The sequence below is a fragment of the Streptomyces lucensis JCM 4490 genome, assembly GCF_014650035.1.
Taxonomy (GTDB): Bacteria; Actinomycetota; Actinomycetes; order Streptomycetales; family Streptomycetaceae; genus Streptomyces; species Streptomyces lucensis.
The window spans coordinates 167,789-184,135 of sequence record NZ_BMUE01000007.1; the positions used below are offsets into that span (position 1 = coordinate 167,789).

13 protein-coding genes and 1 tRNA gene are annotated in these 16,347 nt (G+C 69.5%); 7 read left to right on the plus strand and 7 right to left on the minus strand.

Going from position 1 to position 16,347, the window contains the following annotated elements:
- Positions 1 to 205: 205 nt before the first annotated feature.
- Together IE177_RS17975 and IE177_RS17980 are read left to right on the plus strand one after the other, a co-directional pair.
- The gene (locus tag IE177_RS17975) at positions 206 to 2,191 is read left to right on the plus strand and encodes a galactose-binding domain-containing protein (protein WP_190016553.1); all 1,986 of its coding nucleotides are present in this window, start codon (positions 206 to 208) and stop codon (positions 2,189 to 2,191) included.
- 15 nt (positions 2,192 to 2,206) lie between these two features.
- Positions 2,207 to 2,797, plus strand: coding sequence for a TetR/AcrR family transcriptional regulator (locus IE177_RS17980; protein WP_190016372.1), 591 nt, complete (start codon positions 2,207 to 2,209; stop codon positions 2,795 to 2,797).
- Between the two features lie 270 nt (positions 2,798 to 3,067).
- On the opposite strand, the gene IE177_RS17985 is transcribed toward IE177_RS17980, so the two are convergent.
- Together IE177_RS17985 and IE177_RS17990 are read right to left on the minus strand one after the other, a co-directional pair.
- Positions 3,068 to 3,139: transfer RNA gene (locus tag IE177_RS17985), tRNA-Ser, on the minus strand.
- A 293-nt stretch (positions 3,140 to 3,432) separates the two neighbouring features.
- Positions 3,433 to 3,720, minus strand: coding sequence for a hypothetical protein (locus tag IE177_RS17990; protein WP_190016373.1), 288 nt, complete (start codon positions 3,718 to 3,720; stop codon positions 3,433 to 3,435).
- Positions 3,721 to 4,100: 380 nt separating this feature from the next.
- On the opposite strand from IE177_RS17990, the gene IE177_RS17995 reads away from it, so the two are divergent.
- Complete coding sequence (locus IE177_RS17995) at positions 4,101 to 4,838, plus strand: hypothetical protein (RefSeq protein WP_190016374.1); 738 nt, start codon at positions 4,101 to 4,103, stop codon at positions 4,836 to 4,838.
- 33 nt (positions 4,839 to 4,871) lie between these two features.
- Here the strand turns inward: IE177_RS17995 and IE177_RS18000 are convergent, their stop codons facing one another.
- Positions 4,872 to 5,639 carry a hypothetical protein gene (locus IE177_RS18000; protein ID WP_190016375.1) on the minus strand — a complete coding sequence of 256 codons (768 nt, stop codon included), beginning with the start codon at positions 5,637 to 5,639 and terminating at the stop codon, positions 4,872 to 4,874.
- Between the two features lie 476 nt (positions 5,640 to 6,115).
- On the minus strand, positions 6,116 to 6,475 hold the full coding sequence (locus IE177_RS18005) for a MerR family transcriptional regulator (protein WP_190016376.1): 360 nt from the start codon (positions 6,473 to 6,475) through the stop codon (positions 6,116 to 6,118).
- Positions 6,476 to 6,537: 62 nt separating this feature from the next.
- On the opposite strand from IE177_RS18005, the gene IE177_RS18010 reads away from it, so the two are divergent.
- Entirely contained in the window at positions 6,538 to 7,677 is a 1,140-nt protein-coding gene (locus IE177_RS18010; RefSeq protein ID WP_190016377.1) for an alkene reductase, read from the plus strand.
- 9 nt (positions 7,678 to 7,686) lie between these two features.
- Here the strand turns inward: IE177_RS18010 and IE177_RS18015 are convergent, their stop codons facing one another.
- From IE177_RS18015 to IE177_RS18025, 3 genes are all read right to left on the minus strand, one after another.
- The gene (locus IE177_RS18015; RefSeq protein ID WP_190016378.1) at positions 7,687 to 8,034 is read right to left on the minus strand and encodes a VOC family protein; all 348 of its coding nucleotides are present in this window, start codon (positions 8,032 to 8,034) and stop codon (positions 7,687 to 7,689) included.
- A 139-nt stretch (positions 8,035 to 8,173) separates the two neighbouring features.
- Positions 8,174 to 9,085: an ADP-ribosylglycohydrolase family protein gene (locus tag IE177_RS18020; protein ID WP_190016379.1), complete on the minus strand. Its 912-nt coding sequence runs from the start codon at positions 9,083 to 9,085 to the stop codon at positions 8,174 to 8,176.
- Between the two features lie 146 nt (positions 9,086 to 9,231).
- The gene (locus IE177_RS18025; RefSeq protein WP_190016380.1) at positions 9,232 to 10,083 is read right to left on the minus strand and encodes a LysR family transcriptional regulator; all 852 of its coding nucleotides are present in this window, start codon (positions 10,081 to 10,083) and stop codon (positions 9,232 to 9,234) included.
- An 80-nt stretch (positions 10,084 to 10,163) separates the two neighbouring features.
- Between IE177_RS18025 and IE177_RS18030 the strand changes: the two genes are divergently transcribed.
- From IE177_RS18030 to IE177_RS18040, 3 genes are all read left to right on the plus strand, one after another.
- A complete protein-coding gene (locus tag IE177_RS18030) occupies positions 10,164 to 10,658 on the plus strand; it encodes a cupin domain-containing protein (RefSeq protein WP_190016381.1) in 495 nt (164 codons plus the stop codon).
- Positions 10,659 to 10,805: 147 nt separating this feature from the next.
- Positions 10,806 to 11,306, plus strand: a complete 501-nt coding sequence (locus IE177_RS18035; protein WP_190016382.1) for an RICIN domain-containing protein — start codon at positions 10,806 to 10,808, stop codon at positions 11,304 to 11,306.
- Between the two features lie 297 nt (positions 11,307 to 11,603).
- A complete protein-coding gene (locus IE177_RS18040; protein WP_190016383.1) occupies positions 11,604 to 16,322 on the plus strand; it encodes a DUF6531 domain-containing protein in 4,719 nt (1,572 codons plus the stop codon).
- The last annotated feature ends 25 nt before the right edge of the window (positions 16,323 to 16,347 follow it).

Sequence of the window (16,347 nt, forward strand, 5' to 3'; positions counted from 1 at the left end):
CATCAGGTCAAGCGTCCCGGACACTTGACTCGGTAGGCGCGCGGCCCGATCCTCGTCCCAGGTATTGCGCGGTGCATGACAATCTCGATTCCGCCAACCGCGCCCTCCCGCCGACCTAGGGACGTGGGCCGTGACGCCGATTCGACGCTCGTACGGCATACGCAGGAACATCGCCGTGCTGTCGCTGCTGCTCCTGGTACTGGCCATGACCTGCGGATCCACGCCGAGTTCGGCGGCCGGCAACGACTGGTGGACCCCCACCGCGCGACCCGCCCCGGACGTCCGGATCGACGTCACCGGCGAGCCGTTCACCGGCACCGACTCGTCGGGAAAGGTCCAGGGGTTCGTCGACGCGCACAACCACCTCTTCGGCAACGAAGCCTTCGGCGGTCGGCTGATCTGCGGAAAGGTCTTCTCCGAGGCCGGTGTCGCCGACGCCCTGAAGGACTGCCCGGAACACTACCCCGACGGGACCCTCGCGATCTTCGACTACATCACCCATGGCGGCGACGGCAAGCACGACCCGGTCGGGTGGCCGACCTTCAAGGACTGGCCCGCGTACAACTCGATGACCCACCAGGCCGACTACTACGCCTGGGTGGAGCGTGCCTGGCGCGGCGGACAGCGCGTGCTCGTCAACGACCTCGTCACCAACGGCATGATCTGCTCCGTCTACCCCTTCAAGGACCGCAGTTGCGACGAGATGACGTCGATCCGGTTGCAGGCGAAGATGACGTACGACCTCCAGGCGTACATCGACAAGATGTACGGCGGCACGGGCAAGGGCTGGTTCCGCGTCGTCACCGACAGCGCGCAGGCGCGTGAGGTCATCGAGGAGGGGAAACTCGCCGTCGTCCTCGGGGTCGAGACCTCCGAACCCTTCGGGTGCAAACAGATCCTCGACATCCCGCAGTGCGGCAAGGAGGACATCGACAAGGGGCTCGACGAGCTCTACGCGCTCGGCGTCCGTTCGATGTTCCTGTGCCACAAGTTCGACAACGCTCTGTGCGGCGTCCGCTTCGACTCCGGCGGTCTCGGAACGGCCATCAACGTCGGCCAGTTCCTGTCGACCGGCACCTTCTGGCAGACCGAGAAGTGCACCGGCCCGCAACACGACAACCCCATCGGGAACGCCTCGTCGGGCGCGGAGTCGGACCTACCGGCGGGCGTGGACGTCCCCTCGTACGACTCGGACGCCCAGTGCAACAAGCGCGGTCTCACCGCACTCGGCGAGTACGCCGTGCGCGGCATGATGAAGCGCAAGATGATGCTGGAGATCGACCACATGGGCGTGAAGGCCGTAGGTCAGGCCCTGGACATCCTGGAGTCCGCCTCCTATCCCGGCGTGATCTCCTCACACAGCTGGATGGACCTGAACTGGACCGAACGGGTCTACTCCCTCGGCGGTTTCGTCGCCCAGTACATGCACGGCTCCGAGGGCTTCGTCGCGGAAGCCGCACGGACCAAGGCGCTGCGCGACAAGTACGGCGTGGGCTACGGCTACGGCACCGACTTCAACGGCGTCGGCGACCACCCGGCCCCGCGCGGCGCGAACGCCGCGAACAAGGTGACGTACCCCTTCAGGAGCGTCGACGGCGGCTCCGTCATCGACCGGCAGACCTCCGGCGAGCGCACCTTCGACATCAACACCGACGGCGCGGCCCACGCCGGGATGATCCCTGACTGGATCGAGGACATCCGGCGGGTCGGTGGCCAGGACGTGGTGAACGACCTGTTCCGGGGCGCCGAGTCCTACCTGGACACCTGGGGGGCCACCGAACAGCACCAGGCCTCGGTGAACCTCGCCAAGGGGCGGTCGACGGCGGCCAGTTCGTCCGAGTGGAATCCGTTCACCAGCTACCGGCCGGGCCGTGCCGTCGACGGCGACGACTCCACCCGCTGGGCCAGCGACTGGAGCGACGATCAGTGGTGGCAGGTCGATCTGGGCTCCACTCACCTGGTCTCCCGGGTGACGCTCGACTGGGAGCGGGCGTACGGCAAGTCGTACCGCATAGAATTGTCCACCGACGGCACGAACTGGCAGACCGCCTGTTCCACCACGAGCGGCAACGGCGGCCTGGACACGGCCCGGTTCACCGCGGCCCCGGCCCGCTACGTCCGGGTCCACGGTCTGGACCGCGGCACCGACTGGGGATACTCGCTTCACGAGGTCGGGGTCCACAGCGCCTGAGGCGGGAGTTCACGGATGGCACGCATGCCGTCGGCCGAGCGGCGCCGGCAGCTGACGGAAGCGGCGATCAGGACGATGGCCCGGGACGGCGTCGCCAAGGCGACTACCCGGGCCATCGCCGCCGAGGCGGGCGTGTCGCTGAGCGTCTTCCACTACTGCTTCGACTCCAAGCAGGCCCTGATCGGGTCCGTCATCACCACCCTCACCGAGCACTCGGTGACCGTGGTGCGGGAGGCACTGCGGCCCAGGGCCACGCTGGAGCAGACAGTCCGGGCCGGCTTCGAGGCGTACTGGGGCCACGTCCGCGACCGCCCCGACGAGCACATGCTCACCTACGAACTGACCCAGTACGCCCTGCGCGAGCCGGGGTTCGAGCACCTCGCCCGACGGCAGTACGAGCTGTACGGCATCGCCTACGCCGAGCTGATCGAGGAGCTCCGCCACAGCCGCGACCTCCAACTCCGCGTCCCCGTTTCCGTACTGGCCCGCTATCTCGCCGCCGTGACCGACGGCCTGACCCTCAACTACCTCGTCCTGGGCGACGAGTCGGTCTGGGCCGACATCCTCGACACGGTCACCGCCCACATCGCGGGGCTGGTGGCCTGACCCGCACGTCCTGCTCGGCACCAATGCCGTCGGGGAACGCGGGAGCCCGCGCGATTGCCGACGCACCGGCCGACGGCCACGGCCTGCGCCCACTCTGTCTCGGCTGCAACCGCGTCGGCCCGCAGGGCGTCACCGCGCTCGCCGACACCTTCATGACGCGACGAAGCCGCTCGCCTGAATCCCCCGTGGCGAGCGGCTTGTGCTGGGTGTGCAGAGATCGAGGTCGGCGGCGGCGACGTACGTGTCCTGGGCCGCTAGACGACACCGGCGTGGCGCCGGCGGCGGGATTCGAACCCGCGTCACGCTCTTGACAGGAGAAGTAGCCGCTGCCTGCGCACCTGCACGTCCAGGACGATAGCGCAGGCCGGGCTGTGTGTGCACGTGGCTTTCTCTCGACGGGGAGGACGTCCCGGTCCAGGCGCATGCCAGCGGCGTCGTGATGAGCGCGCGACGTGGTGGAGTCGATACTGACCAGGGACAGGTCCACCTTGCCCCGCTGCACGGCTTCTGCGACTTGAACCGCCACACCACTTTGATCAGTTGCACTCGAGTCAGGCAAAAGGACCTACCGGTGCTGCCTCCGTTCGCAAGGGCGCACCCCGCAGATCGGTCACGCCCCCATCTGCCCCCTGAGATCAGCCGAGACCGCGATGGGCGGCCCACAACTCCCCGGCACGACTGGCAGCGTCGGAGACCAGCGCCGCCAGTTCGGGTTCATCGGGCACAGGGAACGAGACGTATGCCCCCCGACCGCCACCGACTGGTCTGCCATAGGCCTTCACGGCGAGGTGACCGTCCGGGAGAAGCCGGACGTTGAGTGTGGTCAGCGTGAACGCTTCACCGCGTCGAGTGTCCGTCCAGCGGAGCGCCTGCGGGATCGTGACATTGATCGCCAGAGCACTTATTTCCAGGTCGCTGCTCATGGACGGATGATCTCACGCGAGTTGCCGCAGGCGGCCGCCACCGGCTCACGCTCGAAGATCACGGACTGTCGTGATCTTGGTAGCGGCCGCGGCCGCCGACGCACCCGGAGTGCGACAGTGGTTCCACCCGATCGGGTGGTAGGCGCAATGGTCGGCGCGCGGCGGCGCCGACGGCCAGCCGGCCCCCCTGACCGGCGGCACCCGCAGCTGTACGCCTGCACGGTACCGGCGCGCACGAATGGACGGTGGGCTGAGCCCGTACCGACGGTGTTCAACCCGGGGAAAGCATGTCGCTGAAGGGTCGGAGCGCGCCGCCGGGCTATAGGTAGAGATCGCCGGAATCTCGCATATTTCCGGCGGTCACCGAGAAGGAGCGAACAATGGCCGAGCCCGAGCTGGACGTAAACGGAATCGCAGTACTGCGCAACAAGGTGAGCATCGGCAGATACGACCCCGACTGGGTGGAGAACGCCGCACAAGTGGAGGTGTACAACAGCAGGGAAGGCGGCGGGAACAACAGTCACGCCGTGAACGCGTACTCCAAGACGGGCGTCGGGGTGGACGCGACCAGCGCGACCACCTATGGCGTGGTCGCGAGCGGCGGTTACAAGGCCGCATGGTTCCGTGGCGACGTCATGGTGGACGGAAAACTCACCAAAACCACTCTTGAATTCACCATCGACCATCCGCTGGAGCCGGAAAGCAAGTACCTCAATCATGCTTCCGTCGAGAGCGACGAGAGGAAGAACGTCTACGACGGAGAAGTCGTCCTGGACGGGACCGGAGAGGCCGAAATCGTTCTGCCGCACTGGTTCCAGGCACTCAACGAGCGATTCCGCTACCAGCTCACGGCCGTCGGCCGTGCGGCCCCGAACCTGCACGTGGGACAGGAGCTGGACGGCAATCGGTTCACCATCACCGGAGGAGACCCCGGGACGCGCGTCTGCTGGCAGGTGACCGGGGTCCGCCACGATGCCTACGCGCGCGCCAACCCGCTCGTCGTCGAGACCTCCAAGAGCGAGGACGAGCACGGCAAGTACCGGCACCCGGAGGCGTACGGGCTGTCGCTCGAGCAGCGGATCGTACCGCCCGCGTACGTCTCACCCGTTAAGGCATGAGAAGAAGGCATGAGACGGCGGCTCGCGCAGTGATCAACCGGACTGCCGGGCCGCCTCGGCCAAGGCGGTGAGGACGCGCCGGGTCTTGCTCTCGGAATGCTCGGAGACCGTCAGCCCACGCTCCCGCACCGCTTCGTTCAGACGTCGCTGCTTGCGCTCGGCCCGCGCCGTGAGTTCGTCGGCGTTCTCCCCGCTCTTGGGCTTCACCCGGATCGAGGCCTCCAGGAAGTCCAGTCCGGCGGCCGACCACGTCTCCAGGTTCACCACCAGGTCCCCGAGCGGAACGTCCCGGGCCTTGGCGGAGAGGATCGGACCCAGTGCCACCAGCCCGTCAAGCCGGACGGCGGGAGCGCAGGCGTGCACGAACTGGTCCTGCACCTCGTCGATCGGAGCGGCGGGATCGGCTTCGGGCCGTACCGCGGCCGGCAGCGCGCCCGGCGGGTGATCGTGCACCAGGGAGGCGGCCAGCACACGGCCGCTCACCGACCAGTCCTCCTCGACGCCGTAGGCGAGCGGCCCCGACTCGAAGGGCGCGGAGAACCTTCCGACCAGCTGCTCCCGCTCACACGGGCGCAACTTGACGGTCAGATCGTCCGGACCACCGCCACCGTCGATCCTGAACCGCACGATCACCCCGCCCTCCAGCAGGGGCAGTCGCCCCTGGGCGACCCCGTCACGGCCCTCGGCGAACCAGATCCGACGCGTCGTCATGGCGGCACCGTCCGACTCGCCGAGCGCTTCGAGCGCCGCCGTCACGTCACCCTCGACGTTGACCTTGATCTCGACCGGCAACAGGTCCATCGCTTGGTTCCCTCACCCTTCCGAGAGCACGGAGGTCGGTCGTCGACGTCGGCGCGGATCACGCGGCGCCGCGGTCAGCCTTCGCGACCTGTCCGCCGCGCCGCCCGGTCCGGCCGCAGGACACGCACCTTTTCACCCGTGTCGCCGAACGTCGCGGGCGCCAGAGCTGCGGAAAGCTTCCCAACGGGGGGAGGAACTGCGCTGATCCGGCCGGGTGATACCGGCGTCTCCGCGTTGCACCGCGACCGGTGTATGAGCGGGGCCGTCCGTCGCCGCACTCGCCGGGCAACCGCGGAGCGCGCAGGGCGGAGCCCTGCCGACGCTGGCCGCCCTCGGCCGCTGGGCTCGCCGACGGCGCGGTCGACGGCATCGGCAGAGCGCTGATCCCCGAGAGGCGTCGCCACGCCGGTCCCTCCGACCGGTCTGGGACTGAGCCTGTCGGCGGGCCCGCGTGGGGCCGTCGGGGGTACGGCTGGTCAGGCGTCCCGGGCCGTGCGGATGACCTCGTCCAGGGTCTCCCGGGAGCGGCGCAGATCGGCGATCATGCGATCGATACGGTCCCGTTCGGCGGTCAGGTCCTTCACCAGGCGCCCGGTGGCGATCGCGGAGGGTCCGCCGTCCCGGTCGCGCATGCAGGGCAGCAGCTGTCGGATCTTCTCGCTGTGCAGCCCGGCCGCGTACAGTTCCTGGATCCGGATGACCCGGTCGACGGCCCACTCCGGGTAGTCGCGGTGGCCGCCGGGGGTGCGCTCGGCGGTGAGGAGCCCCTGTGTCTCGTAGTAGCGCAGCGACCGCTCGCTCACGCCGGTACGCCGGGCCAGTTCACCGATCCGCATGTCCGCCTCCGCCGGGAAGAGGGCTTGAATCTCACATCGGTGTCAAGTTCTACCGTGCCGGCATGACGCGGACAACGGACTTTCTCGCCCCCGCCCGGCTCGGCCGGCTCGCCCTCCCCAACCACCTAGTGATGGCCCCGCTGACCCGGAACCGCGCGGAGGCCGACGGCACCCCGACGGACCTGATGGTCACCCACTACGCACAGCGCGCCTCGGCCGGACTGATCATCGCCGAGGGTTCGACGCCCAACCCGGCCGGACAGACGTACCCGGACATCACCGCGATACACACCGGCCGGCACGCTGCCGGCTGGCGGCGGGTCACCGACGGGGTGCGGGCAGTCGGCGGACGGATGTTCCTGCAGCTCCAACACGGGGGGCGGGTCAGCCACCCGGCGACCACCGGCCTCACGCCCCTCGCACCCTCCCCCGTCCCGCTGCCGGAAAAGATCTTCACTCCGCAGGGCCATCTGCAGGCCGCCGTTCCGCGCGCGATGACGACGGGCGACATCCGGGACACGATCGCCGACTTCGCCGCCGCCGCACGCCGGGCCGTCGAAGCAGGCTTCGAGGGCGTGGAGGTGCATTCGGCGAACGGGATGCTGCTGCACCAGTTCCTCGCGGACAACACCAACCGGCGAACCGACAGCTACGGCGGTTCCGTCGCGCGGCGGGTGCGGTTCGCGGCGGAGGTGACCGAGGCGGTGGCCGACGCGATCGGTGCGGACCGGGTGGGCATCCGCATCTCGCCCGCGAGCACGGTCAACGGCGTATTGGAGGAAGACACCGACGGCCTCTACGCCACGCTCCTGGACCGTCTGCAGGGGCTGGACCTCGCCTATCTGCACCTGGTGCGCTCCGACCCGGCGGCCGGCTGGTACCGGCGGATCCGGACGGACTGGCCGGGCGTCCTGATCGGCAACCCGGACCTGACAGACCTGTCCACGCGGGCCGTCACCCGTGCTGCGCACCAGATGCTGGCGGCCGGCGCCGATCTGGTGGCCCTCGGCCGGCCCTTCCTCGCCAACCCGGACCTCGTCACCCGGCTGCGCCTCGGCGCGCCCCTCAACCCGGTCCGGGACCGGTACTTCATGTATGTGGGCGGGGCCGACGGCTACAACGACTACCCCGCCTTGGCGGATCAGGTGGGGCCGCCGTCCAGCGGCCCGATCGTGGCGTTGGACGGGGCAGGGGTCGCCTGAGGAACGGTGTCAGCGGTGGCTCAGCACGTTGACCACCCGGCCACTGGGGTCACGGACGAAGAACCGTCGCACGCCCCACTCCTCGTCCCGCAAGGGGTAGACGATCTCCGCGTCGCTGTCCCGCATGGCCGCATAGGCCGCGTCCACGTCGTCCACTTCGACACTCATGTCGGGGGTGACCGGAGCGGTCTTGTCGGTGGTCATGATGCTGACTTGCGCCGCCGGAACGGACCGGGAAGCGAGCGTCATGATCCAGCCGTGGTTCATGACCTCCTCGAAGCCCAGGAGGCCGTAGAACTCCCGGCTCTCCTGCACAGCCTCTGACGCGATGTTGGGCACGACGCGACGCACTGCCATCGACGACTCCAAACGGGAACGGACATGACTTAAAGACTCCCCGATGCGCTGGGAGATCCGCGACGACATGCACGGCCTTCCGCACCCTCGGATGCGCATTCACCTGCTGGCGCTGTCTGACTCATTCCGGTACGAGTTCTCACCCCGTCACGATCTGGGGCAGCGGTTCGCACGCTGCGTGCCAGGCAGGGGGGAGCGTGGCGACGCCCGTGCGTGCGGCGATCACCCCGCCCGCGATGGCGCAGGTGGTGTCGATATCGCCGCGCCCGGCGACCGTGAGCCACAAGCCCTCGTGCAGGTCGTCGAGGTGCCCCGCCGCGCACCACAGGGCGTACGGGACGGTATCGGGGCCCGACATCCGGTAGCCGGATCCCAGGACCTCCGCGGCGTGCCGAACCGAGGTGTGTTCCGGCAGCCGGGCGGCGACCCGTATCCCCGACCGGACGTCGCTGTCGGGGAGTCGTTCGGCGACTGCCTGCAGGAAATTCGACCTGGCCGGGGCGTGCCCGCCTCGGCTGCGGGTGGCCAGCGCCGCAGCCAGGGCGACCGCAACCGCCCCTGCAACCGCCTCAGGGTGATGGTGCGACACCGCGCCTTGGCGGGCGGCCTGCTCAGCGACCGCATCGAGGTCGGCGGAGTGCCAGGCGCCGAGCGGAGCGGCGCGCATGGCCGCGCCGTTGCCCCAGGAGCCTTGGCCGCCGAACTGTCCGGCGACCACCTCCTGCCAGGGCTCGCCCGCGCCGATCCGGCGGAGCACGTCATGCATCGAGGCTCCGTACCCACGGTGCGTGTCATCGGCGTAGGCCGCCGCGAAGCGTAGGGCGAGGCGATCCTGGTCGACGGTACCGCCACCCTCGGCGAGTTCCTGTACGAGAACGAGTGCTTGGGCGGTGTCGTCGCTCCACCGCCACAGTGGTTCGGGGGGCAGCGTCCGCGCCGCAAGGCATGCCGGACCGTCCCGGCGCAGGATGCCGAACCAGCGGTCACCGAAGGCGTCGCCGAACGCGAGCCCGTACAACGAATCCAGCACAGCAGTAGGGACGACAGTCACCGGGACAGTCTCGCAGCGCGACGGGGCTTCCGCCCTCCAGTTTTGAACCGAGCAGGCTTCTGACGTGCCCCGCTCGGGGCAGTACCGGGACCGCCCCGAACGGATGCTTCCCGTTGGCCGTGCCGAGGGGCCGCGGGGTGAGGCGCTCAGCTGCGGTAGACGGTGATCGCGATCCGGAGAAACGAGCGGATCAGGGGACTGGTGTCGCCCTGGTTCCATGCCACCACCAACGGGCTCGGCGGCATGTCGATCAGTGGCACCACGGCGAGGCCCTCGGGCGGCTCGTGGGTCAGGAGAGTAATGCCGACCGTGCCGTTCCAGAGAACGGCCTGTCGGCATTCCCGGACGGCGCGCACCACCGGACCCTCGCGAGGCTCCCCGCCGTTCCAGTACGACTGCCAGAGGGGGTCGGTGCCTTCAGGGAAGAGGAACCAGCGGCGGTCGGCCAGGTCGGCCGGCTTCAGGCTGTCGCGTCGGGCCAGCGGGTCGTCGGCGCGCAGCAGCGCGCCCACCGGGTCGGCACGCAGCTCGTGAACGGTCAGCCCAGTCTCATCGAACGGGCCACGGGTCAGGGCGACGTCGACCCGTCCGGCGCGCAGCCCGCAAGTGGGATCGGTCAGGTCGGTCTCGCGGACGCGGACCTCGACGCGTGGGTGCCGTCGGTTGTAGGCACGGGCCAGCCGGGTCGTGCCCGGGTCAGCGCTGTCGTCCAGGATGCCGACGGTGATCGTCGCGGTGCCTGCCGCCGCGGCCACGCGTGTGTGTACCCGGTCGGCCTGGTCGAGCAGTGCGCGCGCCTCATCGAGCAGCACCGCCCCCACCGCGGTGAGCTGGACACCGGAGGAGAGCCGGTCGAACAGCGCGGCGCCGACCTCGGTCTCCAGCTGCTTGATCGCCCGGCTCAGCGGGGGCTGACTCATGTGCAGCCGGGCGGCGGCCCGGCCGAAGTGGAGCTCCTCGGCGACCGCCATGAAATAGCGCAGCGTGCGTAGCTCCATGGTGCGACGATACCTGTCCGGCATCGAGGTCACAGAACGGGTCTTGGACAGTCGCAGCGCCCTTGCCGTGGAATCGACGCATGACTGACGAACCAACGACTTGTGAGCCGATGGCCGACCCCGCCGTATCGGTGGTCGGCCCGGGCGACGGGGAAACGATCCTCCTGGGCACCACGCGCATGCGCGTCCTCGAAGACGGCCGCAACACGGGGCACCGCCTGGGGATCACCGAGTCCGTCCTCGTGCCGCACACGCCCGGACCGCCGCAGCATCGTCATGCCCTGCACGACGAGGGTTTCTACATCGTCTCCGGCATGGTGCGGTTCACCGTCGCAGAGAACGACTACGACGCGACCGCGGGCACGCTCGTGATGGTCCCGTCCGGAGTCCCGCACACGTTCGCCAACCCGACCGACCAGCCGGCCGTCATGCTCAGCACTTTCACGCCGGACCTGTACGTGCAGTACTTCCGGGACCTACAGGACATGATGGCCGGCGGCGAGGCACTGACCCCGCAGGCGAGCATCCAGGTGATGAGCCGTTACGCCACCGAGCCCGCCACCGACTCGGCCTGATGGCGGGGCGTCCGACTGTGCGGCCTGTGCAGCTCGGGCAATGCGGGTTGAATTGAAGCTTCCGCCATCGATGACGTGTACGGTGCGAAGTCTGCGATTCCGCACGGCAGTACCAGCAAGCACCTCACCCGATGAGGGAGTTGACCGATGGCTGCACGACGGACTCTGATTTCGCTCGTCACCGCCGCTCTGACGATGTCAGCCGTCGCGCTGACCGGGGCGCCCGCTCGGGCCGCGGGAGCGACCAACATCCGTGTCTTCAACTCGAGTCACTGCCTCGACAGCGACGTCGACAACGCCGCGAAACTCCAGATGTGGAGTTGTGACAGCGGTTCCGACGAGAAGTGGCTCACGGAGTACTGGGGAGGCGGAAAGTACCGCTTCATCAACCAGAGGACCGGACGGTGCATCACCGCACCATCCGGCGCGGGGTCGATCATCCTGTCGGTCTGCGACCCTGCCGACAGCACCGGGGCCGCCCAGCTCTGGCGCCTCTACGCGACGAGGCCCGGAGCGCCGGATGTGGCGGTGTGGCAGAGCACGCAGAGCTACCTGTGCCTGACCACCCCGAGCGTCGCCAATCGCACGATCCCGCAGGCCGCTACCTGCGACACCTCCGACAGGTACGACTGGTGGCAGCAGCAGTAAGACCCTGGGCGTCCAGCTGCCGTCGCGCTGGGTATGGCTCAGCGTCAGCGCGGTGGCCGGCGCGGCCGCAGTCGGCGCCGCCCTTGCAGCAGCCCCCGCCCGACAGGCGTGGGGACTCGGTCCTCGGGTCCCACCGTCCTCAGGCGGCGGTGTTCGCCTGCGCGGCGCGGCTGGAGACCCCGGGCTGAGGGAACCTCAGGCTTGCACGGGTGTACCCGTTACCGAATAGTGTTCGACCACGCATGCGGTGAGATCGCATGTGTGAACGGGTTCGAGGTAGCGGGGAGGCGTCGGGGGATGGGCTACGTTCTGCCCGGATGGGCCGACGAGATTCTGGACTTCATCGGGATCAACTGGCCGAACGTCGACGAGGACGACTACCGCGACATGGCCGATGCCATGCGGGACTTCGCCGACAAGTTCGAGGGCCACGGCGGCGACGCGCATCAGGCGGTGTCCCGCATCCTGTCCTCCTCGGAGGGGTGGGCCGTCGATGCGATGGAGAAGCACTGGTCGCACGTCAAGGCGGGGCACCTGGAGAAGGTGCCGGAGATCGCGAGGCTGTTCGCGGACGCGTGCGACGTGGTCGCGGAGATCATCTTCGGGATGAAGACGAAGGCCGAGATCGAACTCGGCGCCATGGCCGCCTCGTTGGGCATCTCGGTGGGACTGGCCTTCGTCACCGGCGGCTTGTCGGCCGTGATCGGGGCCGCCGAGACCGCGGCGATGCGGCAGGCGGTCAAGCGGATCATCGACGAGGCCGTCGACCGGATCGTGGACGAGCTGATGGCCCGGGTGACCGAGCCGGTGAACGCCAAGCTGGAGGCCATGGTCGAGGACATGGTCTTCGACCTGGTGGACGGCGCCTTCTCGCTGCCTCCCCAGCCGGGTGACGGCCGGCCGGGCGGCTCCGCAGGATCCGGCGGCGGGGGCAAGCACGGCGGCGGTACGCAGCTGGCCTCCGCGGGTGATGGCGCGGGCGGCGCCGCCGCCGGAGGGGGCAAGCGGACCGTCATCGACCACGTCGAGTTCGAGGACGGCGCCGGCAAGGTCTCCTTCCACGGTGGCGAACTGCACCGGTCCACTTCGAGCTCGCTGACGAAGGCGAAGGGCGCCTTCGGCCGCACCCGCGGCAGGGACCCCTTCACCAAGGCCTTCGAATCCGTTCTGGAAGGCGCCCTGAAGGGCTCCGAGAAGGCCCTCGTCAAGATCAGCAAGCATGTCACCGAGACCCTCCCGGACCGGGTCAAGGCCACCTCCCGCCTGCACAAGGGAATCGACCTCGACGTCCGCGACCGGGTCAACGCCATCACCGGCGGCAAGAAGGGCGGTGCCGACGACGGCGGGCACGGACGGTCCGACGGGCCCGGACGAAAGCGCCCCGCGTCGCTGCGCACGGCGCTGGACAACGCCCGTGAGAAGGCCGTCGCCCTGACGCAGCGCCGCTGCAAGACCGACCCGGTCGACATCGCCAGCGGCGAGATGGTGCTCGCCCAGACGGACCTGGCGCTGCCCGGCGTGCTCCCGCTGGTGGTGCGGCGCACCCACATATCCGGCTACCGCTACGGCCACTGCTTCGGGCCGGGCTGGGCCTCCACCCTGGACGAGCGGCTAGAGCTGACCGGCACCGGCGCGGTCTGGGCCCGCCCCGACGGTTCCCTGCTCGCCTACCCGAACCTGCCCCGCGAGGCGGACGAGGAGGTGCTGCCACTGGAGGGCGACCGCATCCCCCTCGCCTTCGTCGAGCGATCGGCCCTGGGCGAGGTCACGTACGCCACGACCGACGTCCGCTCCGGCCTGACCCGCCGCTTCACCGGCAATCCGTACTCCTCGGGCGGCCTGTACTGGCTGAGCGACATCGAGGACCGCAACGGCAACGGCCTGCAGTTCGTCCGCGACGACGAGGGCCTGCCCATGACGCTCCTGCACGAGGGCGGCTACCGCGTCCGCGTCACCCGGGACGCCGATCTCGCCCAGGTCACGGCCCTGGACCTGGAGACCCCGGAAGGCCCCGTCCGGGTCGCCTCGTTCACGTACGACGAGGCCCGCGACCTGGTGGGAGCATCAGGCGCGCGCGGCGTACCCCTGCGGTTCACCTACGACGACGAGCACCGAGTCACCTCGTGGACCGACCGCAACGGCCACACCTACGGTTACGCGTACGACACGGCCGGCCGGGTCGTGGAGACGACCGGCCCGGACGGCGCGCTGTCCTCACGGTTCGCCTACGACACCGCCGCCCGCGAGACCCGCTTCACCGACTCCACCGGCGCGGTCACCGTCACCCGCTTCAACCGGCTCGGCCAGACGCTCAGCGAGACCGACCCGTGCGGCAACACCGTGTGCTTCGAGTGGGACCGCTACGACAACCTGCTGTCCCGCACGGACGAGCTGGGACACACCTCCCGCTTCACGTACGACGACGCGGGCAATCTCCTGACCGTCCACTACCCGGACGGACGCCACGCCTCGACCACGTACAACGCGCTGCACCTCCCGGAGACGATCACCGGCCCGGACGGCACCGTGTGGCGGAACGTCTTCGACGAGCGGGGCAACCGCACCGCGGTCATCGCGCCGGACGGGACCTCGACGACGATCACCCATGACGCGGCGGGCGCACCGGCCACGGTCACGTTCCCGACCGGCGAGACGGAGACGCGCGTCAACGACCAGGCGGGCCTCGTCCTCTCGGTCTCCTACGGGCACGGCGCCACGTACACGGTACGCCGTGACGCCTTCGGGCGGCCCCGCGAGTCCGTCGACCCCGCCGGCTCCGTGACCCGCCTGGAGTGGACGGCGGACGGCTGGCTCACCCGGCGCACCGCACCCGACGGAGCGAGCGAGCAGTGGACGTACGACGAGGAGGGCAACTGCCTCACCCACACCGACCCGCTGGGCGGCGTGACCCGCTTCGAGTACACGTGGTTCGACCTGCTCGCCGCTCGCACGGGTAAGGACGGGGCCCGGTACGAGTTCACGTACGACACCGAGCTGCGGATCAGCGCGGTGCTCAATCCCCAAGGCAGGACGTGGAGTTATCGGTACGGCCCGTCGGGCCTGACCGAGTCCGAGACCGACTTCGACGGGCGCACCACGCGCTATGAGTACGACGCCGCGGGCCGCCTCGTGGCCCGCACGACCCCGCTGGGGCAGCGCATCGGCTTCACGTTCGACGCGGTGGGCAACGTGCTGGAGAAGGACGCCGACGGTGTGCTCACCCGTTACAGCTACGACAGCGGTGACCGGCTCACCGCCGCCGTCTCACCGGCCTCCTCGCTCACCCTGGAACGCGACGCCGTGGGACGGCTGCTCGCGGAGACGGTCGACGGCCGCAGCATGCGGTTCGGCTACGACCCGCACGGCGAGCTGGTCTCGCGCACCACACCGACCGGCGCCACCACCTCGTACGCCTACGACACCGCGGGCAACCGGGTGCGGGTCGACTGTGCCGGCCACGCGCTCGGCTTCGCCCGCGACGAGCTGGGCCGCGAGACACGGCGTACCCTGGGCCCCGCGCACGCGCCGGTGACGCTCGCCTCGCAGTGGGACACGATCGGCCGTCTTTCGTCCCGGTCGCTGGCCACGCCCCGCGGTACGCTCCGGGACCGCTCCTACAGCTACCGTGCCGACGGCTTCCTGACACGGATCACGGACCGGCAGACCGGCTCGGAGTGGCGGTTCGAGCTCGACCCGGCGGGCCGCCCGCTCGGCGTCACCGCCGGCGACTGGTCGGAGCGATACGCCTACGACACCACCGGGAACCAGACGGACGCCCACTGGCCCGACCGGGCCCGGCACACCGAGAGCCGCGGCGAGCGGACCTATGAGGGGACCCGGCTGCTCGGCACGGACGGCGTGCGCTACGAGTACGACGACGCCGGACGGGTCGTGCTGCGACAGAAGCGACGCCTGTCCCGCAAGCCCGACACCTGGCGTTACGCCTGGGACGCCGAGGACCGCCTGGTCTCCTGCACCACCCCGGACGGCACCGTGTGGCGCTACACCTACGACGCGCTGGGCCGCCGCACCGCCAAGCATCGCATGAGTGCGGACGGGCACGGCGTGGCGGCCACGGTCCACTTCGCCTGGGACGGCACCCAGCTGGCCGAGGAGACGGACACGACGACGGGCGTGACGTTGACCTGGGAGTACGAGGGTCCGCAGCCGCTGTCCCAGCTGGAGCGCAGACTGCCGGACGACGCCGGACAGCAGGAGGTCGACAGCCGGTTCTTCGCCATCGTCACGGACGTCATCGGCACCCCGACCGAACTCGTCGACGAACAGGGCGACATCGCCTGGCACAAGCGCTCCACGGTCTGGGGCATCACCGCCCGCAACCGCGACGCCCGGGCTCACACGCCGCTGCGCTTCCCCGGCCAGTACGCCGACCCGGAGACGGGCCTGCACTACAACCTGAACCGGCACTACGACCCCGAGACGGCCCGCTATGTGTCGGCGGACCCACTGGGTCTCGTGCCGGCACCCAACCCCGCCGCGTACGTCGTCAACCCCTGCACGTGGATGGACCCCGAGGGCCTGGTCGCCAAGGGGTGCACGCAGGAGGCGGGGTGGTACGGGGGACTGCTGCCGGCGAACCGGATGGCGAACGGGCAGCAGTATCCGCAGAACATGGAGGTGAACCACATCCCGGCCAAGTCGGCGTACAAGGACGTCATCGAGCCCGGGTTCTACTTCGCGAACAAGCCCCACAAGAAGCAGAAGGTCAACAACGGCCCGGCCATCCGCATGGAGCGGGACGACCACGAGAAGCTCTACAGCACGGGATACTCGCTGGAGTCCCAGGCGTGGCAGCAATACCAGCGTGAGCTGATCAACCAGGGGCGCATCACCGACGCCATGCGTATGGACATCGACGACATCAAGCGACGGTTCCCCGGTAAGTATGATCAGCACATCGAGGAGATGGTGAACAGCCTGAAGCACAACAAGCCCCTCCAGGCCATGCTCACGAAGCGAGGATGGACCATCGACGAGAACGCCCTGCTGGCGTGAGGGTCCGGGGCGCGTGATCGAGGGA